Origin of the sequence: Streptomyces sp. NPDC048171, from assembly GCF_043202655.1 — a bacterium.
Taxonomy (GTDB): domain Bacteria; phylum Actinomycetota; class Actinomycetes; order Streptomycetales; family Streptomycetaceae; genus Streptomyces.
In genome coordinates this window covers 253,521-280,110 of record NZ_JBIDAU010000004.1, presented here as the reverse complement: position 1 = coordinate 280,110, position 26,590 = coordinate 253,521, and the positions used below count along the sequence as shown (strand labels likewise).

Below are 26,590 nucleotides of genomic sequence, written 5' to 3'. Positions count from 1 at the left end.
CGCCGGGCCCCCGCCCGCCCGCGTCTCAGTCCAGCACCGGCAGCAGCTGAGGCAGGTGCCCGTCCGAGTCCCGCGCCGCCCGCTGCCGCTCCTCGGGCACCGGCCCGTACAGCGTGGTCCGGGGCTTCGCCGGGCGGCCCGCCGCGTCCGCGACCGCGATCAGGTCCTTGACCGACTTGTACGACCCGTAGGAGGAGCCCGCCATGCGGGAGATCGTCTCCTCCATGAGGGTGCCGCCGACATCGTTCGCGCCGGAGCGGAGCATCTCCGCCGCACCCTCCGTGCCCAGTTTGACCCAGCTTGTCTGGATGTTGGGGATGTGCGGGTGGAGAAGGAGGCGGGCCATCGCCGTCACCGCGCGGTTGTCGCGGACGGTCGGTCCGGGCCGCGCGATGCCCGCCAGGTACACCGGCGCGTTGGTGTGGATGAAGGGGAGCGTCACGAACTCCGTGAAGCCGCCGGTGCGCTGCTGGATGCCGGCCAGGGTGCGCAGGTGCCCCAGCCAGTGACGGGGCTGGTCGACGTGGCCGTACATCATGGTCGAGGAGGAACGCAGGCCCAGTTGGTGGGCCGTCTCGATCACCTCGATCCAGGTGGCCGCCGGCAGCTTGCCCTTGGTGAGGATCCAGCGGACCTCGTCGTCGAGGATCTCCGCCGCCGTGCCCGGGATCGAGTCCAGGCCCGCCTCCTTGGCCGCGCTCAGCCACTCGCGGATCGACATACCGGTGCGGGTCGCGCCGTTGACGACCTCCATCGGCGAGAAGGCGTGCACGTGCATGCCGGGGACCCGGGCCTTCACCGCCCTCGCGATGTCGAAGTAGGCCGTGCCCGGCAGGTCCGGGTGGATGCCGCCCTGCATGCAGACCTCCACCGCGCCCACGTCCCACGCCTGCTCGGCGCGGTCGGCGACCTGGTCCAGGGAGAGCGTGTAGGCGTCGGCGTCGGTGCGGCGCTGGGCGAAGGCGCAGAAACGGCAGCCGGTGTAGCAGACGTTGGTGAAGTTGATGTTGCGGGTGACGATGTACGTGACGTCGTCGCCCACCGCGGACTTCCGGACGTCGTCGGCCACCCGGCACAGGGCGTCCAGCGCCGGGCCGTCGGCGTGCAGCAGGGCCAGCGCCTCGTCGTCCGTCAGCCGCGTCGGGTCGTCGGCCGCCGTGGCGAGCGCCGCCCGCACGTCGGTGTCGATGCGCTCGGGGACCATGCCGGGCGCGGCGGCCTCGCGCAGGGCGGCCCAGTCGCCGTACACCTCGTCGAAGTCCTCGCGGCGGTCCGAGGTGCGGCCCTCGGTGTCGATGGCGGTGTGCAGGTCGGTGCGGCCCGAGGCGGTGAACGCCTCGTCCGGTTCCTGCCAGGGGCGCCCCTCGACCGGTGCGTCCGGCAGCGCGAGCCCCGTCGCCGGGTCGGCGAGGGCCGCCACGTGCGGGCGCAGCCTCGGGTCCAGCCAGGGCTCGCCGCGCTGGACGAACTCCGGGTAGACGCAGAGACGTTCCCGCAACTCGAAGCCCACCGACCGTGACTTCGCGGCGAGTTCGTCGATCTGCGGCCAGGGGCGCTCGGGGTTGACGTGGTCGATGGTGAGCGGGGAGACCCCGCCCCAGTCGTCGATGCCGGCGCCGATCAGCCGCTCGTACTCGGCGTCCACCAGGTTCGGCGGGGCCTGGAGGCAGGCGGACGGGCCCATGATGTGCCGGGCCACGGCCACCGTGGCGACCAGCTCGTCCAGTTCCGCGTCGGGCATGCCGCGCATCGCCGTGTCGGGCTTGGCGCGGAAGTTCTGGATGATCAGTTCCTGGATGCCGTGGTAGGCGCGGGAGACCTTGCGCAGCGCGAACAGCGACTCCGCGCGCTCCTCGTAGGTCTCGCCGATGCCGATGAGCAGGCCCGAGGTGAAGGGGACCGAGGAACGGCCGGCGTCCTCCAGGACCCTCAGCCGTACGGCGGGCTCCTTGTCGGGGGAGCCGTGGTGCGGGCCGCCGGGCTCGGACCACAGGCGGGTCGCCGTCGTCTCCAGCATCATGCCCATGGACGGCGCCACCGGCTTGAGCCGCTGGAAGTCCGTCCAGGACATCACGCCGGGGTTGAGGTGCGGGAGCAGGCCCGTCTCCTCCAGGATGCGGATCGAGATGGCGCGGACGTACGCGATCGTGTCGTCGTACCCGTGCGCGTCGAGCCACTCCCGGGCCTCGGGCCAGCGGTCCTCGGGCTTGTCGCCGAGCGTGATGAGGGCTTCCTTGCAGCCGAGCGCGGCGCCCTTGCGCGCGATGTCCAGCACCTCGTCCGGCGACATGAACATCCCGTGCCCCGCCCGGCGCAGCTTGCCGGGGACGGTGACGAAGGTGCAGTAGTGGCACTTGTCCCGGCACAGCCGGGTCAGCGGGACGAAGACGCTCTTCGAGTACGTGATGACGCCGGGCCGCCCGGCCGCCTCCAGGCCCGCGTCCCGGACCCGGGCGGCGGACGCGGTCAGGGCGTCGAGGTGCTCGCCGCGCGCCTGGAGCAGCACGGCGGCCTCGGACACGTCCAGGGCGACGCCGTCCCGGGCGCGTTTGAGGGCGCGACGCAGGGAGTTCTCGGTGGGGCCGGCCTGGTCGGCGGGTCCGGTTCCGGAGGTCGCGGAAGTCGTCATCCTTCGAGCATACGAGCGCCGTGATCAGGGCGGGTTCACCGTCCCGCCGGCCCACCGCGCGGTTCCCGGCACTCCACACCCCGAACCCCTTTCCTTGCCCGGGAGTTCACGGCTCAATACGAGGGTTGCACGCACCAACCCCTGCACCACCGATGTCATGACCGTGACGACACAGGGAGCAGCAGCATGTGCGAGGACGACCACGCCGGGATCGGCAGACGCGCGGTGTTCGTGACGGGAGCCGCCGCCGCGCTTACGTTGGGAAGCGTGAGCTTCGCCACAGCGGCACCGCGGGAAGAACGGAGGAGGACCGTGCGCGGCACCCTGCCACCCGGCTCCCCCGACTTCGTCCACGTCCCCGTCGAAGTCCCGTCCGGGGTGCGCGAGATACACGTCGCCTACACCTACGACCGTCCCACCGTCCCGGCCGGCACCCAGGGCAACGCCCTTGACATCGGCCTCTTCGACGAGCGCGGCACCGAGCTGGGCGGCCGGGGCTTCCGGGGCTGGTCCGGCGGGGCGCGCACGGAGTTCTTCGTCCGGGCCGACGACGCGACACCCGGGTACCTCCCGGGACGGATCCGGCCGGGCACCTGGCACGTCGCCCTCGGCCCGTACACGGTCGCCCCGCAGGGCCTGTCGTACGAGATCACGATCACGCTGACGTACGGCGAGCAGGACGAGACCCCTCGTCCGGTGTACCCGCCCGAGCGGGCCCGGGGGCGGGGCCGCGCCTGGTACCGGGGCGACTGCCACCTGCACTCCGAGTACTCCGACGGCCGCTACACCCTCGCCGAGATCGCGGAGCTGGCCCGTGCGGCGGGCCTGGACTTCATCAACTCCTCCGAGCACAACACCCACTCCGCGCACGCGCACTGGGCGGACCTCGCCGGGGACGACCTGCTGATCCTGCTCGGCGAGGAGGTGACGACCCGCAACGGCCACGTCGTCGCCCTCGGCACCGACCCCGGCACCTTCGTCGACTGGCGCTACCGGGCCCGGGACAACCGCTTCGGCCGTTTCGCCCGGCAGATCCGCCGTGCGGGCGGCCTGGTCGTCCCGGCCCACCCGCACGCCACCTGCATCGGCTGCAACTGGAAGTTCGGCTTCGGCGAGGCCGACGCGATCGAGGTGTGGAACGGCGCCTACACGCCCGACGACGAGGTGGCGCTCGCCGACTGGGACGGCATGCTGGTCGCCTCGGTGCGGGAGGGACGGGACGGCGGCCGGGACTGGATCCCGGCGATGGGCAGCAGCGACTCCCACCGCTCCCCCGACGTCATCGGCCGCCCGCAGACCGTCGTCCTCGCCGCCGACCTGACGCGGGAGGCGATCCAGGAGGGCATCAGGGCCGGCCGGTCCTACGTCGCCGAGTCGTCGCGGCTGTCGCTGGCCTTCACCGCGTCCGGCGGCCGGGGGAAGCACGCCGGGATCGGAGAGCGGCTGCGCGTGGACCCGGACACCCCGGTCACCGTCCGCCTGGAGGTGACGGGCGCCCCGCGCTGCACGGTCCGCCTCGTCACCGACCAGGGGGTGCTGTTCACCGGCGACCCGCTGCCGGTGTCCGGTGCGGGCGTCGTGGAGTGGCGGACGACCGCCTCGTACGCGGCGTACGTACGGGCCGAGGTACGGCACGAGGCGGCTGCCGGTCCGCTGCCGGGGGCGCTGGCGGCGTTCACCAACCCGGTGTTCCTGGGGCGCTGACCCCTCTCATTCGTCGAGGTCGGCGACGACCGCCGCGTGATCCGAGGGACGGACGCCGGCCACGGGGCGGTCGCCGGCCCGCCGTACCGCCCGGACCCGGCCGAGACCGCCGGGTCCGGGCGGGCCCACGTGCACGTGGTCGATCCGGGCCCCAGGCCCCCCGGGGTCCGTGCCGGGGTCCGCCGGGAGCCGGGTCGCGGACGGCAGCCCCGGGGCGGCGTGGTCCCAGGCGTCGTGGAGCCCCGCCGTCCGCAGCGCACGGACCTCGGGCGAGCCGGGGGCGGCGTTGAAGTCGCCGGTGACGACGGGCGGGAAGGCGGTGCCGTGCCGGTGCTCGGCGACGAAGTCCACCAAGGCGGCCACCTGCGCGCGCCGCACCTCGGAGGCGCCGGCGCCCGAGTTGAGGTGCACGGTGAAGAACGGGACCTGGTGGCCGGGCCCGTCCAGACGGACGTACAACGCCTGCCGCCCGTCGTCGAGTTCGGCGGGTGCGGGCAGCCGCAGCACCGCGCTCTCCACCACGGGCCGGCGGCTGAGCACCGCGGTGCCGATGCCGACGGTGTCGTCCCCGATCCGCCGCTGCCACCGTCCGGGCGCCGGGGAGGCCGCCCAGGCCCAGTGCAGGCCGAGTTCACGCGCCAGCCACCCGGCCACGTTCTCCCCCTCGCCGTCGCACCACACCTCCTGCAGCCCCACCACGTCGGGCCGCAACTCCCGCAGCACGGCGAGGATCCCCTTCTGCCGCTCCGCCCACCCCCCGAACCGCCACCACAGGTTCCACGTCACGACACGCACACCCACACCGTCCGTCCATCCGCCACGCCCCCGTCCCCCTGAGGTTTTCCGGGAACATGGAGACACAACGAACGGGAGCGTGAACGAACGATGTCGATGTCCCCCGAGCAAGCCGGCGCCGAGAAGAAGTACCGGGCCGTCACGGCCTTCCAGCGCCGCCTCAACACCGTCGTACGCAGACTGCCCGGCCAGACCCTCCTCGAGACCGCCGGCCGCGTCTCCGGCCTCCCCCGCCGCACACCGGTCGGCGGACGCCGGGTCGGCGACGACTTCTGGCTGGTCTCGGAATTCGGCGAACGGTCCCAGTACGTCCGCAACATCCGTGCCGACCCGCGCGTCCGGGTACGCATCCGCGGCCGCTGGCACCGGGGAACGGCCCACCTCCTCCCCGACGACGACCCACTCGCCCGCCTGCGCCGGCTCCCTCGTCTCAACAGCCTGGCGGTACGGGCGATGGGGGTGGGGACGGGATTGCTGACGGTGCGGGTGGAGCTGGAGGGGAAGGGGTCGGGCAGCAGGTGAGAACCTTGTGATCGGCGTCTCCCACGGCTGACGTGGTCGGCATGAACAAGGCAAACTGGCCTGGTTGCTCAGGATGTCTAGGGGGACGACGGCATGGACGGTGGACCGCGGGTTCCGGAGCAGCGGCGTCCCGGAACCCCGGCGGAACCGGACGGGTCGGCCGCGCTCCGGTTCGGCGTGCTCGGACCGGTGCGGGCCTGGCGGGGCGAGGGGGCGCTGGCCACCGGCTCCCCGCAGCAGCGCGCGCTGCTGGCCGCGCTGCTGCTCCGCGAGGGCCGCACGGCGACGGCGGCCGAACTGATCGACGCCCTGTGGGGCGAGGAACCGCCGTCGCAGGCGCTGGCGGCGGTGCGGACGTACGCGTCCCGGCTGCGAAAGATCCTGGACCCGGGGGTCCTGGTGAGCGAGTCCGGCGGGTACGCCGTACGGGGTCTCGCCGAGGGGGCGCTGGACCTCGCGACGGCCCAGGACCTGGCCGTCGACGCCGAGAAAGCGCGCAGCGCGGGGGACCTGTGCCACGCCCGTGACACCCTGCGCCGTGCGCTCGCGCTGTGGGACGGCGAGGTGCTGGCGGGCGTTCCGGGACCCTACGCGGAGGCGCAGCGCGTCCGCCTGGAGGAGTGGCGGCTGCAACTCCTCGAAACCTGCCTGGACATGGACCTGGAGCAGGGCTGCCACGCGGAGGCGGTGTCGGAGCTGACGGCGCTCACGGCGGAGCACCCGCTGCGGGAGCGCCTGCGCGAGCTGCTGATGCTGGCCCTGTACCGCAGCGGCCGCCAGGCGGAGGCCCTCGCGGTCTACGCGGACACGCGGCGCCTGCTCGCCGACGAACTCGGCGTCGACCCCCGCCCCGGCCTCCAGGAGCTCCAGCAGCGCATCCTCCAGGCCGACCCCGGCCTCGCCGAACCGTCGGCACCGGCCGCGGAGACGGTGTCGTCCCCCGTGCGTCCGGCGCAACTCCCGGCCACGGTGCCGGACTTCACGGGCCGGGCCGCCTTCGTGCGCGAGCTGAGCGACGTACTGTCCTCCGCCTCCGGGGACGGGGGCGGGAACTCCGGCCGCGTGATGGCGGTCTCCGCGCTGGCGGGCATCGGCGGCGTCGGCAAGACCACCCTCGCCGTGCACGTCGCCCACCAGGCGCGGGCCGCCTTCCCGGACGGGCAGCTGTACGTCGACCTCCAGGGTGCGGGCGCGCGGGCGGCGGAGCCGGAGACGGTGCTGGGCTCGTTCCTCCGCGCCCTCGGTACGGCCGACTCGGCCATCCCCGACTCCCTGGAGGAGCGCGCCGCCCTCTACCGCTCCGTGCTGGACGGGCGCCGCGTCCTCGTCCTCCTCGACAACGCCCGTGACGCCGCGCAGGTACGGCCGCTGCTCCCCGGCACGGAGGGCTGCGCGGCGCTGGTGACGGCGCGGGTGCGGATGGTGGATCTCGCCGGGGCGCAGCTGGTCGACCTGGACGTGATGTCCCCGGAGGAGGCGCTGGCCCTCTTCACGAAGATCGTGGGCCGGGAACGGGTGGCCTCGGAGCGGGAGGCGGCCCTCGACGTGGTCGGCGCGTGCGGCTTCCTGCCCCTCGCCATCCGCATCGCGGCGTCCCGGCTCGCGGCCCGCCGCACCTGGACGGTCTCGGTCCTCGCGGCGAAGCTGGCGGACGAGCGCCGTCGGCTGGACGAACTCCAGGCCGGCGACCTGGCCGTCAAGGCCACCTTCGAGCTGGGCTACGGCCAGCTGGAGCGCGCCCAGGCCCGCGCCTTCCGCCTCCTCGGCCTGGCCGACGGCCCGGACATCTCCCTGGCGGCCGCGGCGGCGGTGCTGGACCTCCCCGTGGAGGACACGGAGGACCTCCTGGAGTCCCTCGTCGACACGTCCCTCCTGGAATCGGCGGCCCCGGGCCGCTACCGCTTCCACGACCTGGTCCGCCTCTACGCGCGTGCCTGCGCGGAACGGGACGAGCATCCGCCGAGCGAGCGGGGGGCGGCGTTGTCGCGGTTGCTGGACTTCTATCTGGCGACGGCCGCGGGGGTGTACGCGATCGAGCGGCCCGGGGATCGGCTGGTGGACCACTTGGAGGTGACCAAGTATCCCGGCCTTCGCTTCGCCGACGGCCCGGCGGCGCTGGACTGGCTGTACACGGAGTCGTCGGCCCTGCTGGCGTGTGTACGCCAGGCCGCGGGCACGGCGAGGCTGCGCCGTGCCGTCGATCTCCTGTGGGCGGCGCGGGATCTGGCGGAGTCGGGCGCCAATTCCCGGCAGTACGAGGCGACGGCCGTGGCCATGCGCGAAGCGACGCAGGCCGTGCGGGACACCCGCGCGGAGGGCAGGGCGCGTATCGCGCTCACCGGGTTCCTGCTGGTGTCGGGCCGTATCCAGCAGGCCTCGGAAGAGGCGCGTCTCGCCATGGAGCGGGCGTCTGCCGCGGCGGACCCCACCGCCGCGAGCTGGGCTGCGCAGGACTGCGGTCTCATCGCCCTGCATCAACACCGCTACTCGGACGGCAAGGTGTTCTTCGACCAAGCCATCGAGGGATTCCGGGCCGCCGGCAATGGCCTGTGCGAGGCGACCGCCCTGTGCAACCTCTCCCGTGCCTACATGGGGATGGGCAACACCGCCAAGGCCATCGAGTTCGCGCAGAACGGCCTTGCCGTGCACGTGCAGGTCGGCAGCACCATGCGCCTGGCCAACGGTCACTACGCCCTCGGTGTCGCCTACGTGACGGCCGGCCGTCACATCGACGCTCTCGCGCAGTTCTCGCAGGCCCTGACCATCTTCGTGGACCACAGGCAGCGGCTGTGGGCGGGCACCACCCACTTCAGGATCGCCGAGACCCACCTGGCGGCCCACCGCCCCGGTCCGGCCGCACAGCACGCCGAACAGGCCCTGGCCCTTGGCTGCATCGGCGGTGACCAGATGCGCGGCAACGTCCTGAAACTCCTCGGGCATTCCCTGAGCGGTCTCGGCGAGGTGGACCGGGGACAGGCGTGCTGGCGCGAGGCGCTCAACCTCTACGAGGCAAACGGCTCTCCGGAGGCGGACGCCGTACGAGCGCTGTTGAAGCCCGCGACGGCGGCCTGAGGCGGGACAGCAGGGCCGTTCAGCATTCGTTTATCGCCCTGCGTCACGCTCGTTCCTGTCACGCCGTCGCGTCGGGGGGCAGACGGGTGACCAGCGAGCCGACGGGTTAGTGTGCGGCTCCGAACGCCCGTCCGGTGGCCCTCGGGGGAGCTACCGGACGGGCTTTCCTCACTCGTTCGACTTCGCAGAGGAGCAAGCAGATGAGCGACAAGAAGGAAGAAGCGGTCGCCACTCCGCAGGACAACAACATGCCCGCGCCGCCGGCCGCGGACGAGACCGTCACCACGCAGGACAACAACATGCCGGCGCCGCCGGCCAAGGACGCCATCAAGACGATGGACAACAACATGCCCACCCCGCCCGCCCTGAAGCGGGACGGCGAGTAGACCTTCTCCACACGGGGAGCGGCCGCGGCGGCGCGGAGGGGAGCCGCCGCGGCCGTGGTCGTTGAAAATGCGTCGACAGCGCGCGCCGCGACTTGGCAGAGTGGCCGCCCGTGACGAGCAGTGAGCTGTGGAGCCGCGCGACCGCCGACCGCTACGACGCCGAGGAGGCCGAGAACTCCTCGGCCGCCGCCCTCGCACCGACTCTCGACTTCCTCGCCGGGCTCGCCGGAGACGGCCGCGCCCTCGAATTCGCCATCGGAACCGGCCGCGTGGGCGTCCCGCTCAGTGAACGCGGCGTGCCGGTCGCCGGCATCGAACTGTCCGAGCACATGGCCGCCGTGCTGCGGTGCAAGGCCGACGAGGACACCCTCCCGGTGAGCATCGGGGACATGGCGAAGACCGTCGTCCCCGGCGAATTCGCCCTGGTCTACCTCGTCTACAACACGATCTCCAACCTGCTCACCCAGGACGAGCAGGTCGAGTGCTTCCGCAACGCCGCACGCCATCTGCGCCCCGGCGGCCGGTTCGTCATCGAGCTGGAGGTGCCCCCGCTGCGGCGCCTGCCGCCCGGTCAGGTCGCGGTGCCGTTCGACGTGTCCGACCGGCACCTCGGTTTCGACACCTTCGACCTGGTCGGGCAGATGCTCGTCTCGAACCACTTCACCCGCGACGAGAGCACCGGCCAGTACCGCCGCGACAACTCCCGGCACCGGTACGCCTGGCCGGCCGAGCTGGACCTGATGGCCCGGATCGCGGGGCTCGAACTGGAGCGCCGGGTCGCGGACTGGGACGGGTCGCCGTTCGTCCAGAACTCCGGCAAGCACATCTCCGTCTGGCGCAAGCCGGCCTGAGCGCGCCCCGGATCAGGTGGTCCGGGCCGTCCCCGTCCCCTTCTCCGCGTCGAGGGCGTAGACGCAGCGGTCCTTGCTGCAGGCGTAGACGATGCCGTCGCGGACGACGGGGGAGCCGGTGATCTCGCCGCCGGTCGCCAGCTTCCAGCGCAGGCGGCCGTCGTCGGCCTTCAGGGTGTACAGCAGGTGGTCCGTGGAGCCGAAGTGGATCCGGCCCTCGGCGACCGCGGGGGCGCCCACGATGTCGCCGCCCGCCTGGAAGCGCCACTTGGGGGTGCCGGTGACCGCGTCCAGGGTGTAGAGGCCCTTGCCGCTGCCCACGTGCACGTGGCCCGCGGCGACCAGGACGGGGTCGGTCGAGGAGCGGGCCTCCGTCGCGATGCGCCAGCGGTCGCGGCCGTCGGTGGCGTCGAGGGCGTACACCGTGCCGAGGTAGTCGGCGAGGTAGACGCCGCCGCCGGTCACCGCGGGGCCGGGGACGAAGGCGGGCGGGGCGAGGAAGACCGCGGGGGCCTCGAAGTGCCAGCGGACGTGGCCGGAGGTGACCTCGAGGGCGAGGACCCGGGTGCCGGCCGCGACGTAGACGTAGCCGTCGGGTGCCTGGGTGACGCGGACGGGGACGCCGCCGCAGGAGGCCGCGTCGCCGATCGGGTACGACCATCTCTCGTCGCCGGTGCGCGCGTCCAGGGCGCGCAGCCGGGCGTCCTGCCAGACGTACACCGTGCCGTCGTGGAGGGCGGCGCCGGCCTCCGGGGACTCGAAGTCGGTCTGGGCGCCGGTGATCTCCCAGAGCTTCTGGCCGCCGGACGCCTCCCACCCCTGGACGCCGCCGCCGCGGGTGGCGGTGACGACCGTGCCGCGGTCGGCCTGGAGGGAGTACACCCAGGCGTCGGTCTGGACGCGCCAGAGGTCGCCGCCCTCGCGGGCGTCGAGGGCGAACAGGGTCGGGCCGTCGGAGGCGTGGATACGGCCGTCCGCGACCGCCATCGACCAGGCGACGTCCCGGGTCTTGAAGCGGCGGCGTCCGGTGGCCACGTCCAGGGCGTGCACCTCGAAGGAGGTGACGTAGACGAGGTCCTCGGCGACGCGGGGGGTGCCCCAGACGTCGTTGGACATGCGGAAGCGCCAGGGGCGCCAGCCGGCCGGTGACGCCTCGGGCGGCGCGGTGGGCACGGGCGGGGCGGCCGGCAGCGCGGGGTCGACGCCGTTGACGCCGGGGCGCACCCGGGACCAGGAGGCGGTGAGGGCGGACTCCGGCGGGGGTGCCGCGACGGCGGCGGCGCGCATGTCGGCGACGCGCGGTCCGGGGCCGATGGGCACCTGCCCGCCGGCCAGCCGGACCGGTCCGGCGTCGGGCGCGCCGACGGGCGCCGGGACGGACGGTCCGCGGGTGGGCGGCGCCGGTACGACGGGGTCGTGCGCGGGCGGCGGCGGCAGCTGGGGCGCCGGAACGGCCGGGCGGGCGCCGGACGGGCCCGGTCCGCGTCCGCCGGAGGGGGCGGGGCGGGCGGCGGGGCGGCCACCCCGGCGGCTCTCGATCAGACCCACCGCACGCTCGGGCAGCCACGCCGACGCCGTACCGCTGTCGTCGGAGCCGGAGCCGAACAGGTGCGGGGCGAGCTGGGCCTGGAGGTCGGCGGGGTTGGGGCGGCCGGTGGCCTCCATCTGCATGCAGGACTCGATGAGCGGACGCAGCTCGTCCGGGAGTCCTTCGAGGTCGGGGCCCTCGCGCAGCAGCATGAAGACGGTCTCGACCGGGTTGGCCCCGTGGAACGGCGGGTGCCCGGTGGCGGCGAAGACCAGCATCGAGCCGAGCGAGAACACGTCGCTGGCGCCGGTGACGCTGCGGGAGTCCTTCGCCTGCTCCGGGGACATGTAGGCGGGGGTGCCGACGGCGACGTTCGTCATGGTCAGACGTGTGTTCGAGACGCCGGACGCGATGCCGAAGTCGATCACGCGGGGGCCGTCCTCGACGACGAGGACGTTGGAGGGCTTCAGGTCGCGGTGGACCAGGCCCGCGCCGTGGATCGACTGGAGCGCCTCCGCGACGCCCGCCGCCAGCCAGCGCACCGCCTGGGCCGGGAGCGGCCCGCACTCGTTCACTATCTCCTCGAGGGAGGGTGCGGGGACGTACGCGGTGGCCAGCCACGGCACCGCGGCGCGCGGGTCGGCGTCGACCACGGCCGCCGTGTAGAAGCCGGAGACCGCGCGGGCCGCCTCCACCTCGCGCGTGAAACGGACGCGGAACAGCTGGTCCTCCGCCAGTTCCGTGCGCACCGTCTTGATCGCCACGCGCCGCCCGGACGCCGAGCGCGCGAGGAAGACCAGCCCCATGCCGCCGGCCCCGAGCCGGCCCAGCACCTCGAACGGCCCGATCCGCCGCGGATCGTGCTGCATCAGCTGATCCACCACTTGCCTGCCCACCTCCCCGTACGGGCCGCGCCACCCACTTATGTACGCGACCGAAGTGCAGCGTCTCACCACCGCACCTGCGTGGCGCCACGCACCCCGATTCTTCCTGCCCGAGGCGCTGGTGGCGAACCTGGGGACAATCGGGGTGTCTCGCCATATCCCGGGCGCCGGGACTCCGCCGCCGGGCCCCCGCTCAGCGCTGGAGCAGCGCGAACGACGCCCCCTGGCCGTCCGAGACCACCGCCGCCCTCCCGTACGACGTCTCGAAGGGCGGGACCCGCACCCGGCCGCCGAGCCGGGCCACCGTCCCGAGGGCGGCCTCGACTTCCTGGACCAGGAAGTGGACGAGGAAGTGCGGTGGCATCTCGGCGGGGAAGACGCCGGAGACCGGGGCGCGGCCGAAGTCGGGGTCGGCGTCGGGGCCGAAGAGGGCGTCACGGAACAGGTCGCCGTAGAAGGCGTTCGCGGCGTCGGTGTCGCGGGCGTACAGCTCGGCCCAGGCGAAGGTGCCGGGCTCGTGCCGGCGCCCGAAGCCGGGGTGGCCGTCCGGCTCCCAGAGCGCGAAGACGGCACCCTCGGGATCGGCGGCGAGGGCGCTGGTGCCCAGGTCGCCGACCTCGTGGGGCGGGGTGACGACCTGACCGCCGGACTCCCGGATCCGCGCGGCGAGCGCGCGGGCGTCCGGGGTGTGGAAGTACACGGTCCAGACGGTGGGCATCCGGCCGTCCGACTTGCGGACGAGACCGGCGACGGGCTCACCGTCCAGGGAGGCCCGCAGTGACTCCGTCGTCTCCTCGAAGGTCCAGCCGAACAGCTCGCCGTAGAAGCGCCTGCCCGCCTCGACGTCGGAGAGCTGGGCCTCCACCCAGCAGGGGGTGCCCTCCGGGCGGTCTGCGCCCTCCGGGCGGTCGGTGCCCTCCGGGCGGTCTGACGGACGGGCTGTCGCCCTCTTCTCGGATGCCCCGTTTTCAGCCATGCCGTCAACGTAGCCGCGTCGCCCGCACCGCGCAGACCGGCGCACCAGCATCTCTCGGCCCAAAGGGCCTCTCGGGCCCTCGCACCCCATTTGCAGTCGGCCGAATCGCGCTCGGAACGCCCGTCGGTAAGCTGACGGCATGACAGGACAAGTGCGTACCGTCGACGGCCGCGTGGCCGGTCGACGTGGGCAGGCGACCCGGCAGAAACTGCTCGACTGCCTCAGCGAAATGCTCAGCTCCTCCCCCTATCGCGATGTCAAAGTCATCGATGTCGCCCGCAAGGCCGGCACCTCGCCCGCGACCTTCTACCAGTACTTCCCGGACGTCGAGGGCGCCGTTCTGGAGATCGCCGAGACCGTGGCCGCCGAGACCACTTCGCTGGCCGGGCTGACGGCGGGCCGTTCGTGGGTCGGCAAGGCCGGCTGGCACACGGCGCAGGAACTCGTCGACGGATTCATGGAGTTCTGGCGGAAGAACGACGCGATTCTCCGCGTGATCGATCTCGGTGCGGCCGAAGGGGATAAACGTTTCTCCAAGATCCGTATGAAGATCCTCAACTCGGTGAACTCCTCCCTCGCGGACTCCGTCGCCGACCTCCAGGCCAAGGGCAAGGTCGACAAGGACGTGAACCCCGCGGCGATCGCGGGTTCCCTGGTCGTGATGCTCGCGGCCGTCGCCTCCCACCAGAAGGGCTTCTCCTCCTGGGGCGTCAAGCAGGCCGAACTCAAGCCGAATCTGGCGCTGTTGATGTACCTGGGCGTCACCGGCAAGAAGCCCACGAAGTAGCAGGAAGCAGTACGCCGGGCAGTACGCCGGGTACCAGGTACCAGGCCCGTCAGCTCCACCGCTCCACCACTTCGCCGCGCCTCCGGCACCACCCCACCAGCCCCGCCCGCCGACCGCCCGCCCGAACTCGGCGACCGTGTCCCGCGCCAGGCGCCCTCCGCGCCAGGCCGCACCGACACGACGAACGACGCCTCGCAGTTCGGCCCCGCGACGGCCAGGATCGGGGAACAGCCCCGCACCCGGCCGGTGTTGTGCTCAACGCCGACGCCCGTAACCGCTGGAGGAGACCACGATGGCCCTGACCCGCGAAGAGCGTGAGAAGTTCCTGGCCGAACCGCACATCGCCGCGCTCGCGGTCGACGCGGAAGCCGGCCGCGCTCCGCTGACCGTGCCGATCTGGTACCAGTACGAACCTGGCGGCGACGTGTGGATCATGACCGGGCTCGACAGCCGCAAGAACCAGCGGATCCGCGCCGCCGGCCGGTTCTCGCTGATGGTCGACCGGCTGGAGCCCACCATCCGTTACGTGTCCGTGGAGGGGCCGGTCGTGGACACGGTCCCCGCCACCGAGGAGAACCTGCGGGAGATCTCCGCCCGCTACCTCCCCGCCGAGAAGGTCGACGGCTACGTCGCCTTCGCCTCGGCGAACCACGGCGAGCAGGTCATCGTGCGGATGCGGCCCGAGCGCTGGGTCTCCTCCGACCTCGGCTCGGTGTGACGAGCGTCCACGAGCTGCTGCGGTCGCTGCGGGTGTGGGACCCCGCGGTCACCGAGCTGCCGCCCTTCGACCCGTCCGGCGCTCCCGGCGACCCCGTGGACCTGTTCGCGCGCTGGTTCGCGGAGGCGGTGGCCGCCGGCCAGACCGAGCCGCACACCGTGTCGCTGGCGACGTCCGACGCCGACGGGCTGCCCGACGTACGCATCGTGATGCTGCACGGCGCGGACGCGGGCGGCTGGTCCTTCGCCACGCACGCCGACAGCCGCAAGGGCCGCCAGCTGGCCGGGCGCCCGTATGCCGCGCTCGCCTTCTACTGGCCGGTGCTGGGCCGCCAGGTGCGGGTGCGAGGCCCGGTCGCCGCGGCCCCGGCCGAGGAGGCGATGGCCGACCTGCACGCGCGGTCGACCGGCGCGCTGGCGGCGGCCCTCACCGGCAGGCAGAGCGCGGAGCTGGACTCGCCGGACGAGCTGACCCGCGCCTCGGAGGCGGCCTGGCAGCGCGCCGCCCGCCAACCGACGGCCCCCGCCCCGACCTGGACCCTGTACCGCCTCCGCCCGCACGAGGTGGAGTTCTTCCAGGGCGAGCCCCACAGACGCCACGTACGCCTCGCCTACCGGCGCACGGAGGACGAGGCGGGCTGGCATCAGCGGCTGCTGTGGCCGTGAGCGGGGGCCGGGCCGGCGTGTGCGGCGGGGCGCCGGACCGACCGCAGGCACGAGCCCCGGGGACGCCCCGACAACTGCAGGCACGGGGCGCCGGAGCGGCCGTGGCCGCGGGATACCCCCGCCCACGGCACGCGCGGGACGCCGAAGCCGCCGCGGGACCCCCTCGGCGCCCCGCAGGCACGAGCCCCGAGACGCCCCGGCGACTACAGGCACGGCGCGCCGGAGCGGCCGTGGCCGCGGGATACCCCCGCCCACGGCAGGCGGGGGACGCCGAAGCCGCCGCAGGACCCCCTCGGCGCCTACAGGCGCAGAACGCCGAAGCCGCCGCGGGCGTGAGGCGCGCCCCGGGCTCCCCCACGGAGCGGCTCGCCTGCCCCGCGTCCGGCGTCCGTCAGCGTGACGCCGGTGCCGGCGGTTCCGCGTCCGTGGCGATACGGGCGTGGAGGTGTACGTCGCGGAAACGGTCGTGGCGGCCGGTCTGGAACATGGCCTCGCGCAGCGTGCCCTCGCCGGGGTAGCCGCACTTCTCCGCGATGCGGCAGGAGGCGTCGTGGCCCACCGCGTGGCCCAGTTCCAGGCGGTGCAGGCCGAGTTCGGCGAAGGCCCAGCGCGAGGCGAGCAGCAGGGAGCGGACGGCGACGCCCCGGCCGCGGGCCTCGGGGAGCACCCAGTAGCCGACCCGGGCCACCTTCATCGGGCGGCTGATCTCGTTGACGCCCATGTGCCCCAGCGTCGCCCCGCTCTCCGCGTCCGTGACGCGGAAGGACACCGATCTGCCGTCCGCCTCGTCCCGGGCCCGGGCGCGCATCGACTCGCGGGCCCCCGCGAGGTCGGTCCACAGCTTGAGCGGGGTGTTCCAGCGCTGGAACTCGGGGTCCAGGCAGCCGCGGAGCCACGCCTCCACGTCGGCGTCGGAGTCCGGGTCCCAGGAGCGCAGGCGCAGACCGTGTCCGCGGGGTTCGGTCGGAGAGGGGTCGAGGGCGTTCGTACGTGTGTGGGCCATCCGGCCATTGAAGCGGACCCGCGGCGGTCGTGACCGATCCGCAACCGATTCCGGTCTTGACCGAGACCCATCAACCCGGAGCGCGATTACGCTCGCCGCATGGCCGACTCCACAGCGTCCGCTGAACCGCAGCCCGCACACCCCGCGGACCGCCCCGTGTACGTCATAGGCGCGGGTCCCGGCGGCCTCGCCGTCGCCCAGGCACTACGCGCCCGCGGGCTGCGGGCGGTGGTCCTGGAGCGCGCCGAACACGTCGGCGACTCGTGGCGGCGCCACTACGACCGGCTGCGGCTGCACACCACCCGGCGCCTGTCCGCGCTGCCCGGCCTCGCGATGCCGCGCAGGTTCGGGCGGTGGGTGTCCCGCGACGACGTCGTGCGCTACCTGGAGAAGTACGTCGAGTACCACCAGCTGGAGATCGTCACCGGTGTGGAGGTCTTCCGCGTCGAGCGGGCGTCCGGCGGCGGCTGGCTGCTGCACGCCTCCGGAGGACGCGAGCTGACCGGGGCCGCGGTCGTGGTCGCCACCGGCTTCAACCACACCCCGCGCGTGCCGGACTGGCCCGGCCGGGACACGTACACCGGCGAGTTCCGGCACGCCTCCGAGTACCGCGACGCGACCCCGTACGCGGGCCGGGACGTCCTGGTCGTCGGGGTCGGCAACACCGGTGCCGAGATAGCCGTGGACCTGGTGGAGGGCGGCGCCTCCCGGGTCCGGCTCGCCGTGCGCACGGCGCCGCACATCGTCCGCCGCTCGACCGCCGGGTGGGCGGCCCAGTACACCGGCGTCCTGTGCCGGCGGCTGCCGGTCGCGCTGGTGGACCGGCTCGCCCGTCCGCTGGCCCGGATCAGCGTGCCCGACCTGTCGGCACAGGGGCTGCCGCGGCCCGGCACCGGGCTCTACAGCCGGGTGGCCGAGGGTGCCATCCCGGTGCAGGACGTGGGCCTGATCGACGCGGTGCGCGGCGGCCGGGTGGAGGTCGTCGCCGCGGTGGACGGCTTCGAGGACGGCAAGATCCTCCTGGCCGACGGCACCCGCCTCGCCCCCGACGCGGTGATCGCGGCCACAGGGTACCGGCGGGGCCTGGAGGGCCTGGTCGGCCACCTCGACGTCCTCGACGACCGCGGCAGACCGCTCGCACGCGGCGCCGGCACCCCGCCCGACGCCCCCGGCCTGTACTTCACGGGCTTCACCAACCCGATCAGCGGCATGCTCCGCGAACTGGCGATCGACGCGGAACGCATCGCCAAGGCGGTGACGAAGCGCGAGGCGGACCGGGTGTCCCGGCTGCCCGGCTGAGGAGTGAGGGCCGGGCGGCCACCGACGCTTGCCGGCCTCCCCCGCTTCTCCCCAGCCCATGCCCGCACCCCACGACCGCTCAGCCCCCCGCGGCCACCGCAGTCGGCCGTCGCCGGATCACCAGGGCCATCAGGGCCGCCGCCGCGCAGAGGGCGCCGGAGGCGTACCAGACCACGTCGTAGGAGCCGAAGGTGTCGCGGGCCACGCCGCCGAGGAAGGCGACGAGGGCGGCGCCCACCTGGTGGGAGGCGAGCACCCAGCCGAAGACGATCGCGCTGTCCTCGCCGTAGTGCTCGCGGCACAGGGCGAGGGTGGGCGGGACGGTGGCGACCCAGTCGAGGCCGTAGAAGACGATGAAGAAGATCATCGGGGGGTGCACGGTGGGCGCCAGCAGGATGGGGAGGAAGAGGAGGGAGACGCCGCGCAGGGCGTAGTACACGGCCAGCAGACGGCGCGGCTCGAAGCGGTCGGTGAACCAGCCGGAGGCGATCGTGCCGACCACGTCGAACACCCCGATGACCGCGAGCAGCGAGGCGGCGGCCGTCAGCGGCATGCCGTGGTCGTGCGAGGCGGGCACGAAGTGGGTCTGGATCAGGCCGTTGGTGGAGGCGCCGCAGATCGCGAAGGTCCCGGCGAGGAGCCAGAAGGGGCCGGTGCGGACGGCGGAGAACAGCACCGTGAGCGCACGGCGGGCGGCGCCGGGGACGGGCGCGGGCTTCTCTACGAACTCCTCGGCTCCGTACGGCTTCTGGCCGACGTCGGCCGGGTGGTCGTGCAGGAGGAGCCAGACGAAGGGGATGACGGCGAGCGCGGCGAGGGCGACGGTGACGGCCGCCGGGCGCCAGTCGTACGTCTCGACGATCCAGGACAGCAGCGGCAGGAAGATCAGCTGCCCGGAGGCGGAGGCGGCGGTGAGGACGCCGGTGACCAGGCCGCGCCGCTCGGTGAACCAGCGGTTGGTGACGGTGGCGGCGAAGGCCAGGGCCATGGAACCGGAGCCGAGACCGACCAGCAGGCCCCAGCAGAGGATGAGCTGCCAGGCGGACTCCATCCACACCGTCAGTCCGGAGCCGAGCGCGATCACGGCGAGGGCGACGGCGACCACCCGCCGGATGCCGAAGCGGTCCATGAGCGCGGCGGCGAAGGGCGCGGTCAGCCCGTAGAGCGCGAGGTTGACGGAGACGGCCGCGCCGATCGTGCCGCGCGACCAGCCGAAGTCCTCGTGCAGCGGGTCGATGAGGATGCCGGGGAGGGAGCGGAAGGCGGCGGCGCCGATGATCGTCACGAAGGTGACGGCGGCGACCCACCAGGCGCGGTGGATGCGCGGGCGGCGGCGCGGCCCGGCGGGCTCCGGCCGGTGTACGGATGCTGCGGCGGCGTCGGTTGTCTGGGTCACGTCATTGAGCTTCGGGCAGCGGAACCGTCCGAACGAGTGGCCCGAAGGTCAGTGTTGGCTAGGATCGGGCCATGACGCCCGACAGCCCGCCCCGCCCGCACCGTGTCGTCGTCCTGGCCCTGGACGGTCTGCTCCCCTTCGAACTGGGCATCGCGCAGCGCATCTTCGGCCTCGCCCGCGACGAGCGGAGGCGTCCGCTGTACGAGGTGGTGACCTGCTCGGTCCGCCCGCCGGGCCCGGTCGAGACGGACGCCGACTTCGCGATCCTGGTCGAGAACGGGCCCGAGGCGCTGGCCACCGCCGACACGGTCGTCGTCCCCGCGTCCTACGAACTGGGTCCGGTGTACGAGGACGGGGTGCTGACCGGGGAACTGGCCGCCGCGCTGGAGCTGATCCGGCCCGGCACCCGGCTCGTCGCGATCTGCACGGGCGGGTTCGTGCTGGCCGCCGCCGGGTATCTGGACGGCCGTCCGGCGACCACGCACTGGTCCTCCGCCGAGCACTTCCAGCGACTGTTCCCGCAGATCAGGGTGGACGCCGACGTGCTGTTCGTCGACGACGGCGACGTGCTCACCTCGGCCGGGGTCGCGGCCGGCATCGACCTGTGCGTGCACATCGTGCGCCGGGACCACGGCACGGCGGTCGCCAACGAGGTGGCCCGCCGCACCGTCGTACCGCCGCACCGGGACGGCGGGCAGGCGCAGTACATCGAGCGGCCGGTGCCCGATCCGCAGCAGTCCTCGACCACCGGTGCCCGCGCCTGGGCGCTCGGCCGCCTGGGCGAGCCGATCCAGCTGCGGGACATGGCCGCCCAGGAGTCGATGTCGGTACGCACCTTCACCCGCCGCTTCCGCGAGGAGGTCGGCGTCAGTCCGGGCCAGTGGCTCACCCGGCAGCGGGTGGAACGGGCCCGGCACCTGCTGGAGTCCACCGCCCTCTCCGTCGACCAGGTGGCCCGGGATTCGGGGTTCGGCACGGCCCAGTCGATGCGGCAGCACCTCCAGGCGGCACTGGGGGTCACACCGACCGGGTACCGGAGGACCTTCCGGGCGGAGTTGTCCACAGCCTGTGGAGAATGAGCGCGCGAGTGAGGGGCGTACGGAGATGTGCCGGCCGGCGGCGCGGCGCTGTCGCCCCGAGCGCGGCATCGCGCGCCACCACCCGACTCCGGCGCTCCCGCCCGGCTCCCGTCACCCCCGGGGGAACCGCCGCCGAACACGACCCACACTCGTCGAGGACCCCTTCACCTGGCCCTCGTCGTCCCCTCGCGGCGAATCGTTGTCCACAAGCGTGAGGAAGCGGTCACGATCCGTCAACCAGACAGGGCTGTTTCATCCCTTGCGTCCGCGTTCGCCGGGGACGCGCACGGAAGCACGCCCGGCGCACTGCCGCGTCACCGAGGGCCGCTAGACGACCTCGTAGGCGTACCCCTCGTACGCCACCGCGCCGCCTCCGCTCCCGCACGCCGGGGCGGTCTCCTCGCCTTCGGCGCAGCGGTCCAGTTCGCACCAGATGCGCTTGCCGGTGCCCTCGCGGCTCCAGCCCCAGCGGTCGGCGAGCCCGTCGACGAGGGCGAGACCCCGGCCGCCCGTCGCCTCGCCGTCCACACAACGGGGCACCGGGGCAAGGTCGCTGGCGTCGTCCACCTCGAGTCGGACGGTGGCGCCCTCGGGTTCGCCCGGCTCCCCCGGCCCGCCGGGCGCGGCCTCCGGCAGCACCAGCCGCAGCACGGCCGAACGGCCCGTGTGCACCACGGCGTTGGTGACCAGCTCGGAGACGAGCAGGACCAGCGTCTCGGCGAGTGACTCGTCGGCCCGTATCGCCGACCCGGCGAGCCGTGAGCGCGCCCACCGCCGGGCACGTCCCACTTCCGAGGGGTCGGGCCGGACCTCCAGCTGCACTTGAAGCATCTGCACCGCTCACACCATCCGAACCGGCGGACACAAAGGCTCGCGCCTCACGTGGGCCACGATCGTAGCCATTCTCAGCATGGCCAGATCAACGGCCGGGGACGGGATCACGGACCGTGATTCCGTTGTGGGACAGCATGGTTGACGTACAGTCACCCCAACAAGCGCTTCGGGCATATTCCAGCGCGAAGGAGTACCCGTGCGGCATACTGTGCGACGCGCATTCCGGGGAGTCGAACAGGCGGCGGCCGACGGCCTTTCCGCCCTGCGGGGCAAGGCGCGCACCGCCGGTTCCGGAGCCGCCCCTGGGGCTGCTCCGGCACGGCTGGCGCTCGCGACCACTCGCATCCCACACAAGGTACCGGAGCGTGGCACCGACTCCGGTCCGTTACGGGTGACACGGGGGACACAACCCGATATCGACGCTCAGTGACACCGCTCTGCCACGATCCGCGACATCCGTTGCCGACCGGGGTGCGCACCGGGCCGCTTACTCGGGCACGGTGAAGTACTGCGCGAAGGCCGGGACGATCTCCGCCTCGCCCACCTTGTCGTCGTCGTCCGCGTCGAGACCGCCGGCGACCTCACGCGCGGTGTCCTCGGGCACGCCGAGCGCGGTGAGCAGGCGCGCGGTCTCCGCGACGGTGGCGGATCCGTCGCCGTCCGCGTCGGCGACGTACAGCGCGGCGTGCAGGAAGGGGCGGGCGATCTCGGCGAAGCGCTCCGGCTTGTCCCGCAGGCGCTTGACCGCCCCGGTGACGAATTCCTCACGGGTGATGCGCTGGTCGCCGTCCCGGTCGGCGATGCCCGCGAGCCCCTGCCAGAGGGCCTCCGCGCCTCCGTAGAGGGCCTGCCCCTTGTCGGACCGGGCCGCGACGCCGAACTCGGCGAGCAGCGCCTTGGCCGCCCCGCTGAAGTCCGAACGGTCGATGTAGCCGTTGCCGTCCTGGTCGAAGATGCTGAACCGCGCGGCGATCCTGCGTTCGTACTCGCTGTTGACCATGGTTCTTCCGGCCGCCTCACGTCGGTGTCGGGTGCGTCTCGCCCGGAGCGTACGACGCCGGGCGCCGCCGCGGGCACGACTTACGCGGACAGGGGGTTACGCGAACAGGGGGTTACGCGGACGGGGGGTTACGCGGACAAGGGCCGCGGCTCGTCCCCGGTCGCCGAGGCGAGGTCGGGGTGGCAGTCGAAGAGCCGGCGCACCCCCAGCGCGCCGAGGACGCGGTTGACGTGGGAGCCGTCGGCGGCTCCCTGCGCCGGCAGTATCAGGCGCAGCCGGCCCTGGCAGGAGCGGATGAGCCGCCGGGAGGCGATGAGCACCCCGACGCCGCTGGAATCGCAGAACAGGACCTCGGAAAGGTCCAGGACGAGGCTGTGCCGCCCCTCGGCGACCTCGTCGTGCACGCGCTGCCGCAGCACCGGTGACGTCACCAGATCCAGTTCGCCCGACACCTGGAGCACGGCCCACTGGCCCTGCTCGCCGCCGGTCACATTGAACGTCACCACCATGCCCTTCATTCGCCGGATCGTCTGGATTCACCCGAAACGGAAGCCGTGCCTTCGCTTCTGGCCGCGCGCCTGCCCAGCGGCCGTTCCCGCAAACACCTGCCCGGAAACGGGGCCCGATCAGAAGAGGCTTGTTTCCGACTGTTTCGATCCTGTTCGGTCTCTTCCGATCTTTCTCGATCGGATTCGGTCCACAGTCGAGGGTAGTAGAACCCGTAGAACCCCATATCACCCGTGGCGAGCCGGGGGCGCGCATTGCCACAAAGGGGCGTGCGCTGTCGGACGTGCCGACTACATTCGGGGAGAGAACGGCCGCAGGCTGGACGGCGGAGGGAACAGGGGGTGGAGGGCCGCATGGCGAAAAGGGACGTGCCGATGCGCTGGGACCGCAAGATGCAGCAGCGACTCGCCCGCGGCGAGGCCGCCGCCCTGGGCGAGCTGTACGACCGGTTCGCCTCGCTCGTGCACGGTCTGGCACACCGCGTGCTCGACGACGAACGGGCCGCCGACCGCATCACACGCGACGTGTTCGCCCACGTCTGGGAGCACCCCGACGCCTACGACCCCCGGCAGGGGCCGCTGCGCACCTGGGTCGCCACGCTGACCCACCGTTTCGCCGTCCAGCGGCTGCGGGCCACCGAGACGGCCGCCCTCGCCCGCGGCGGCCCGGGCACCGCCGAGGAGCTGGAGCTCAAGGTGCGCCACGCCTCGGTCGCCGCCCGCGCCGACTACATCGTCCAGTCCATGCCGGCCCCGCTGCGCGCCGCCCTGGAGCTGGCCTACTTCCAGCGCCGGGACTACCGCCAGACCGCCGCCGACCTCGGCGTCACGGAGGACGAGGCCCGCCGCCGCCTGCGCCTGGGCCTCCAGCTCCTGTCCACCGCCCGCGACGCGGGCACCGCCTCACAGCCGCCCGGGGCTCCGCCGGGATACGGGGGTGCGGCATGACGGCCCACGAGGAGCACGACGAGCCCGACGAGGACACGGTGGGGGGCAGGTCCGGCGGCCTCGGCGACCTGGGCGGTTCCGGCGCCCCCGGTGGTGCCGCCGGACTCGGCGGGACCGGGGTACCCGGTGGTTCCGGTGGTTCCGGTGAGGGGGACGGCAGTGGGCCGCGGATACCGTCGCCCCGGATGTCCGTCGAGGACGGTGGCCGGGCGCTGCCCGACGTGGTGCCGGCCGTGCTGGAGCATCACGTGCTGACGTCGCTGCTCGGTGCGTGGGCCCTGGCCGCCTGCTCGGCCGAGGAGGCCGCGGCCGTCGAGGAGCACATCGGGGACTGCGCCACCTGCGCCGACGAGGCCCTGCGGCTGCGCGAGGCCGTCACGCTGCTCCAGCGCCCCGAGAGCCTCGACCTGGACCCCGCCCTGCGCACCCGCGTCCTGGACGGCTGCCTGGAGCGGCGCCCGCCGCGCATCCCGGTGCCCGAGTGGGCCACCCCGTACGACGCCGAGACCGCACGGCTGGACGCGCTGCTCCAGGACATCGGGGACGCCGACTGGCACACGCCGGTCCGGCTGCGCTGGTTCGAGGCCGACGGCCCCGCGAGCCGTCGCACCACGGTCGCCGGGGTCCTCGCCCACCTGCTGACGGTGGACGGCACGGTCGCCGTCGCCCTGGGCCTCGCCGACCCGATGGGCGACGTCACCGCGCCCAGCCGCGTACCGGCCGCCCGCACCGAGGCGTACTGGCGGGCCTCGCACTATCCGCCCACCCGCCTGGTACGGGCGCCCTGGCGGGAGCAGAGCCACGGCATCGTGCGGACCACGTCGTTCACCGGGGACGCGGGCGGGATGCCGGTCTCGTACGGCGACTTCGAACTGCCCCTGCGGGACGCGATGCTGGACCGGGCGTTCGAGTGCTGGGTCCACGCGGAGGACATCGCCGAGGCGGTGGACTATCCGTACGAGCCGCCCGCCGCGCGCCATCTCAACCGCATGATCGACCTCGCGGCCCGGATGCTGCCGGGTGCGCTGGCGGCCCGGCGCCGGGCCGGTCTGGCCACGCCCGGCGTCCGCCCGCACCTGGTCCCCGCTGGAGAGCCCGGGCGCAGCCTGCGGCTGGAGATCGAGGGTTCGGGCGGCGGTGAGTGGCTGATCCCGCTCGACTCCCCCGGCGCGGTGGGCTCCGCCGATCACGAGGTGGCTCATGTCGCCCTGGACGGTGTGGAGTTCTGCCGGCTGGCGGCGGGCCATGTGCCGCCGGCGGATGCGGCGGCCGGGCAGCTGGGGGACCGGGAGGCGATCAGGGACGTGCTGTTCGCCGCGGCGAGCCTGAGCAGGATGTAGGGGCGGGTCGCGGGTTCGTCGGCGGGTGCGGGTGCGTGGGTGGTTGCTCGCGCAGTTCCCCGCGCCCCTCGAGGTACGTGCGGCGGGCGCCCCTTCAGGGGCGCGGGGAAGTGCGCGACCGGCCACCGATCACCCGCACCCGCACCCGCGACGGAACCCCCGGCCCCGCTAGGCGAAGACGACCGTCCGGCGCCCGTTCAGCAGAATCCTCCGCTCCGCGTGCCACTTCACGGCCCGCGCCAGCGCCTGGCACTCCACGTCCCGGCCCACCGCGACCAACTGGTCCGGCGTGACGTCGTGGCCGACCCGCTCGACCTCCTGCTCGATGATCGGCCCCTCGTCCAGGTCGGCCGTCACGTAGTGCGCGGTCGCGCCGATCAGCTTCACGCCCCGCGCGTGCGCCTGGTGGTACGGCTTCGCGCCCTTGAAGCTCGGCAGGAAGGAGTGGTGGATGTTGATGATCCGGCCGCTGAGCTGCTTGCACAGGTCGTCGGAGAGGACCTGCATGTAGCGGGCCAGCACGACGAGTTCGACGTTCTCCTCGCGCACGATCTCCAGAACCCGGGCCTCGGCCTCAGCCTTGGTGTCCTTCGTCACGGGAATGTGGTGGAAGGGGATGTCATAGGACCCCACCAGCTCCGCGAAATCGGTGTGATTGGACACCACCGCCGCGATCTCCACCGGCAGCGCCCCGATCCGGGCCCGGAACAGCAGGTCGTTCAGGCAGTGCCCGAACCTGCTGACCATGAGCACGATGCGCATCTTCTCGTCGGCCCGGTTGATCTGCCAGTCCATGTGGAAGGCGTCGCCGATCGCCGTGAAGCTGGCGCGCAGCTTGTCCACGGTCACCGGGGCGTCGGCCGAGAAGTGGACCCGCATGAAGAACAGACCCGTGTCGTGGTCGCCGAACTGCTGGCTGTCCTCGATGTTGCAGCCGGTCATGAACAGGTAGCTCGACACGGCGTGCACGATGCCCTGCTTGTCGGGGCAGGACAGGGTGAGGACGTACTGGTCGGCCGGGGCGGCGGCCGAGGGCACGGCGGCGGAGGACTGCTCGTTCATGCAGGACAGGGTCCCATATCCGGCCCACCGGCCCGAGCGCCGTCCCGTCAGGCGGACCGCCCCGGACCCGCCCCGGACCCGCCTCAGACCGCCCGCGTCATGATCTGCAGCAGTTCCAGCGAGCGCGGCTCGGTGTCCGGGTCCTCGCCGTCGCTGGCGGCCAGCCGCACATGCGCGTCGCGAGCGGCCCGTACCGCCTCCGGCCAGTCCGGGTGGTCGAGGTAGGCGTTCACCGCCGCGTCCGGTCCCACCTGGTGCATGATCCGCAGGACCCGCAGCACGGCGGTGTCCACGAGCGCCGCCTCCTGCGAGTCGCGGAAGACCGTGCCGACGTACTTCTCGGCGGACCAGTGGTCCAGCCAGGTGTCCTCCACCAGCCGGTACACCGCGTCGGTGACGTCGCCGTAGCCGTCGGCCCCGGCCAGCCAGACGTCACGCTGGAAGGCGGGCGCGGAGAGCATGTGCAGCGCGGAGCGCACCTGACTGCGCCAGCGCCACCACGGCATGTCGTTGAGTGGCATGCCGCCCATGGTGGAGGAGCGACGGCCGCGACGGGAAGACTTCTCCGAACCTTGCACGGTCATCGATCGTACGTTCCTCCTCACG

Annotated in this window: 23 protein-coding genes; 12 read left to right on the top strand and 11 right to left on the bottom strand. The window is 73.3% G+C overall.

What is annotated here, in order from left to right; genetic code table 11:
- Positions 1 to 25 precede the first annotated feature (25 nt).
- Positions 26 to 2,629 (bottom strand): bifunctional FO biosynthesis protein CofGH, encoded by a 2,604-nt coding sequence (locus tag ACGF3J_RS13050; RefSeq protein ID WP_161329557.1) that lies wholly within the window; start codon positions 2,627 to 2,629, stop codon positions 26 to 28.
- A gap of 186 nt (positions 2,630 to 2,815) precedes the next feature.
- On the opposite strand from ACGF3J_RS13050, the gene ACGF3J_RS13045 reads away from it, so the two are divergent.
- Positions 2,816 to 4,333 (top strand): CehA/McbA family metallohydrolase, encoded by a 1,518-nt coding sequence (locus tag ACGF3J_RS13045; RefSeq protein ID WP_161329556.1) that lies wholly within the window; start codon positions 2,816 to 2,818, stop codon positions 4,331 to 4,333.
- A gap of 6 nt (positions 4,334 to 4,339) precedes the next feature.
- Here the strand turns inward: ACGF3J_RS13045 and ACGF3J_RS13040 are convergent, their stop codons facing one another.
- Entirely contained in the window at positions 4,340 to 5,128 is a 789-nt protein-coding gene (locus ACGF3J_RS13040; protein ID WP_161329555.1) for an endonuclease/exonuclease/phosphatase family protein, read from the bottom strand.
- A 96-nt stretch (positions 5,129 to 5,224) separates the two neighbouring features.
- Here ACGF3J_RS13040 and ACGF3J_RS13035 point away from each other — a divergent pair, with 96 nt between their 5' ends.
- The 4 genes from ACGF3J_RS13035 (at position 5,225) to ACGF3J_RS13020 (ending at position 9,959) form a co-directional block, all read left to right on the top strand.
- Positions 5,225 to 5,650: a nitroreductase/quinone reductase family protein gene (locus ACGF3J_RS13035; RefSeq protein ID WP_161329554.1), complete on the top strand. Its 426-nt coding sequence runs from the start codon at positions 5,225 to 5,227 to the stop codon at positions 5,648 to 5,650.
- Positions 5,651 to 5,743: 93 nt separating this feature from the next.
- Positions 5,744 to 8,722 carry a BTAD domain-containing putative transcriptional regulator gene (locus ACGF3J_RS13030; protein WP_393854129.1) on the top strand — a complete coding sequence of 993 codons (2,979 nt, stop codon included), beginning with the start codon at positions 5,744 to 5,746 and terminating at the stop codon, positions 8,720 to 8,722.
- 200 nt (positions 8,723 to 8,922) lie between these two features.
- The gene (locus ACGF3J_RS13025) at positions 8,923 to 9,108 is read left to right on the top strand and encodes a hypothetical protein (RefSeq protein ID WP_393854128.1); all 186 of its coding nucleotides are present in this window, start codon (positions 8,923 to 8,925) and stop codon (positions 9,106 to 9,108) included.
- A 110-nt stretch (positions 9,109 to 9,218) separates the two neighbouring features.
- Positions 9,219 to 9,959 (top strand): class I SAM-dependent DNA methyltransferase, encoded by a 741-nt coding sequence (locus tag ACGF3J_RS13020; RefSeq protein ID WP_393854127.1) that lies wholly within the window; start codon positions 9,219 to 9,221, stop codon positions 9,957 to 9,959.
- 12 nt (positions 9,960 to 9,971) lie between these two features.
- Here ACGF3J_RS13020 and ACGF3J_RS13015 read toward each other — a convergent pair whose 3' ends face one another.
- Positions 9,972 to 12,371, bottom strand: coding sequence for a PQQ-binding-like beta-propeller repeat protein (locus ACGF3J_RS13015; RefSeq protein ID WP_386934096.1), 2,400 nt, complete (start codon positions 12,369 to 12,371; stop codon positions 9,972 to 9,974).
- 193 nt (positions 12,372 to 12,564) lie between these two features.
- The gene (locus ACGF3J_RS13010; protein ID WP_393854126.1) at positions 12,565 to 13,347 is read right to left on the bottom strand and encodes a VOC family protein; all 783 of its coding nucleotides are present in this window, start codon (positions 13,345 to 13,347) and stop codon (positions 12,565 to 12,567) included.
- Positions 13,348 to 13,498: 151 nt separating this feature from the next.
- Here ACGF3J_RS13010 and ACGF3J_RS13005 point away from each other — a divergent pair, with 151 nt between their 5' ends.
- The 3 genes from ACGF3J_RS13005 to ACGF3J_RS12995 all read left to right on the top strand — a co-directional run bounded on the left by ACGF3J_RS13005 (position 13,499) and on the right by ACGF3J_RS12995 (position 15,517).
- Positions 13,499 to 14,134, top strand: coding sequence for a TetR/AcrR family transcriptional regulator (locus ACGF3J_RS13005; protein ID WP_161329198.1), 636 nt, complete (start codon positions 13,499 to 13,501; stop codon positions 14,132 to 14,134).
- A gap of 292 nt (positions 14,135 to 14,426) precedes the next feature.
- Positions 14,427 to 14,852: a pyridoxamine 5'-phosphate oxidase family protein gene (locus tag ACGF3J_RS13000; RefSeq protein ID WP_161329194.1), complete on the top strand. Its 426-nt coding sequence runs from the start codon at positions 14,427 to 14,429 to the stop codon at positions 14,850 to 14,852.
- The gene (locus tag ACGF3J_RS12995; RefSeq protein ID WP_161329193.1) at positions 14,849 to 15,517 is read left to right on the top strand and encodes a pyridoxal 5'-phosphate synthase; all 669 of its coding nucleotides are present in this window, start codon (positions 14,849 to 14,851) and stop codon (positions 15,515 to 15,517) included. Before ACGF3J_RS13000 ends, ACGF3J_RS12995 begins: the two co-directional genes overlap by 4 nt.
- Before the next feature lie 391 nt (positions 15,518 to 15,908).
- Here ACGF3J_RS12995 and ACGF3J_RS12990 read toward each other — a convergent pair whose 3' ends face one another.
- Positions 15,909 to 16,520: a GNAT family N-acetyltransferase gene (locus ACGF3J_RS12990; protein WP_161329192.1), complete on the bottom strand. Its 612-nt coding sequence runs from the start codon at positions 16,518 to 16,520 to the stop codon at positions 15,909 to 15,911.
- A 99-nt stretch (positions 16,521 to 16,619) separates the two neighbouring features.
- Here ACGF3J_RS12990 and ACGF3J_RS12985 point away from each other — a divergent pair, with 99 nt between their 5' ends.
- A complete protein-coding gene (locus tag ACGF3J_RS12985; protein WP_161329191.1) occupies positions 16,620 to 17,819 on the top strand; it encodes an NAD(P)/FAD-dependent oxidoreductase in 1,200 nt (399 codons plus the stop codon).
- A 79-nt stretch (positions 17,820 to 17,898) separates the two neighbouring features.
- Here the strand turns inward: ACGF3J_RS12985 and ACGF3J_RS12980 are convergent, their stop codons facing one another.
- Positions 17,899 to 19,215, bottom strand: a complete 1,317-nt coding sequence (locus ACGF3J_RS12980; RefSeq protein WP_161329190.1) for an MFS transporter — start codon at positions 19,213 to 19,215, stop codon at positions 17,899 to 17,901.
- 71 nt (positions 19,216 to 19,286) lie between these two features.
- Between ACGF3J_RS12980 and ACGF3J_RS12975 the strand changes: the two genes are divergently transcribed.
- Positions 19,287 to 20,294: a GlxA family transcriptional regulator gene (locus tag ACGF3J_RS12975; RefSeq protein WP_161329189.1), complete on the top strand. Its 1,008-nt coding sequence runs from the start codon at positions 19,287 to 19,289 to the stop codon at positions 20,292 to 20,294.
- 327 nt (positions 20,295 to 20,621) lie between these two features.
- On the opposite strand, the gene ACGF3J_RS12970 is transcribed toward ACGF3J_RS12975, so the two are convergent.
- From ACGF3J_RS12970 to ACGF3J_RS12960, 3 genes are all read right to left on the bottom strand, one after another.
- Positions 20,622 to 21,116, bottom strand: coding sequence for an ATP-binding protein (locus ACGF3J_RS12970; protein ID WP_161329197.1), 495 nt, complete (start codon positions 21,114 to 21,116; stop codon positions 20,622 to 20,624).
- Positions 21,117 to 21,615: 499 nt separating this feature from the next.
- Complete coding sequence (locus tag ACGF3J_RS12965) at positions 21,616 to 22,128, bottom strand: EF-hand domain-containing protein (RefSeq protein WP_393854125.1); 513 nt, start codon at positions 22,126 to 22,128, stop codon at positions 21,616 to 21,618.
- Between the two features lie 128 nt (positions 22,129 to 22,256).
- Positions 22,257 to 22,637: an STAS domain-containing protein gene (locus ACGF3J_RS12960; RefSeq protein WP_122619774.1), complete on the bottom strand. Its 381-nt coding sequence runs from the start codon at positions 22,635 to 22,637 to the stop codon at positions 22,257 to 22,259.
- Between the two features lie 351 nt (positions 22,638 to 22,988).
- Between ACGF3J_RS12960 and ACGF3J_RS12955 the strand changes: the two genes are divergently transcribed.
- Both ACGF3J_RS12955 and ACGF3J_RS12950 read left to right on the top strand, forming a co-directional pair.
- The gene (locus ACGF3J_RS12955) at positions 22,989 to 23,582 is read left to right on the top strand and encodes a sigma-70 family RNA polymerase sigma factor (protein WP_161329187.1); all 594 of its coding nucleotides are present in this window, start codon (positions 22,989 to 22,991) and stop codon (positions 23,580 to 23,582) included.
- Positions 23,579 to 24,922 carry a maleylpyruvate isomerase N-terminal domain-containing protein gene (locus ACGF3J_RS12950; RefSeq protein ID WP_237552553.1) on the top strand — a complete coding sequence of 448 codons (1,344 nt, stop codon included), beginning with the start codon at positions 23,579 to 23,581 and terminating at the stop codon, positions 24,920 to 24,922. Before ACGF3J_RS12955 ends, ACGF3J_RS12950 begins: the two co-directional genes overlap by 4 nt.
- 168 nt (positions 24,923 to 25,090) lie before the next feature.
- Here the strand turns inward: ACGF3J_RS12950 and purU are convergent, their stop codons facing one another.
- Positions 25,091 to 25,984: a formyltetrahydrofolate deformylase gene (gene purU / locus ACGF3J_RS12945; RefSeq protein ID WP_161329186.1), complete on the bottom strand. Its 894-nt coding sequence runs from the start codon at positions 25,982 to 25,984 to the stop codon at positions 25,091 to 25,093.
- Between the two features lie 83 nt (positions 25,985 to 26,067).
- On the bottom strand, positions 26,068 to 26,568 hold the full coding sequence (locus ACGF3J_RS12940; RefSeq protein WP_161329185.1) for a hypothetical protein: 501 nt from the start codon (positions 26,566 to 26,568) through the stop codon (positions 26,068 to 26,070).
- Between the last annotated feature and the right edge of the window lie 22 nt (positions 26,569 to 26,590).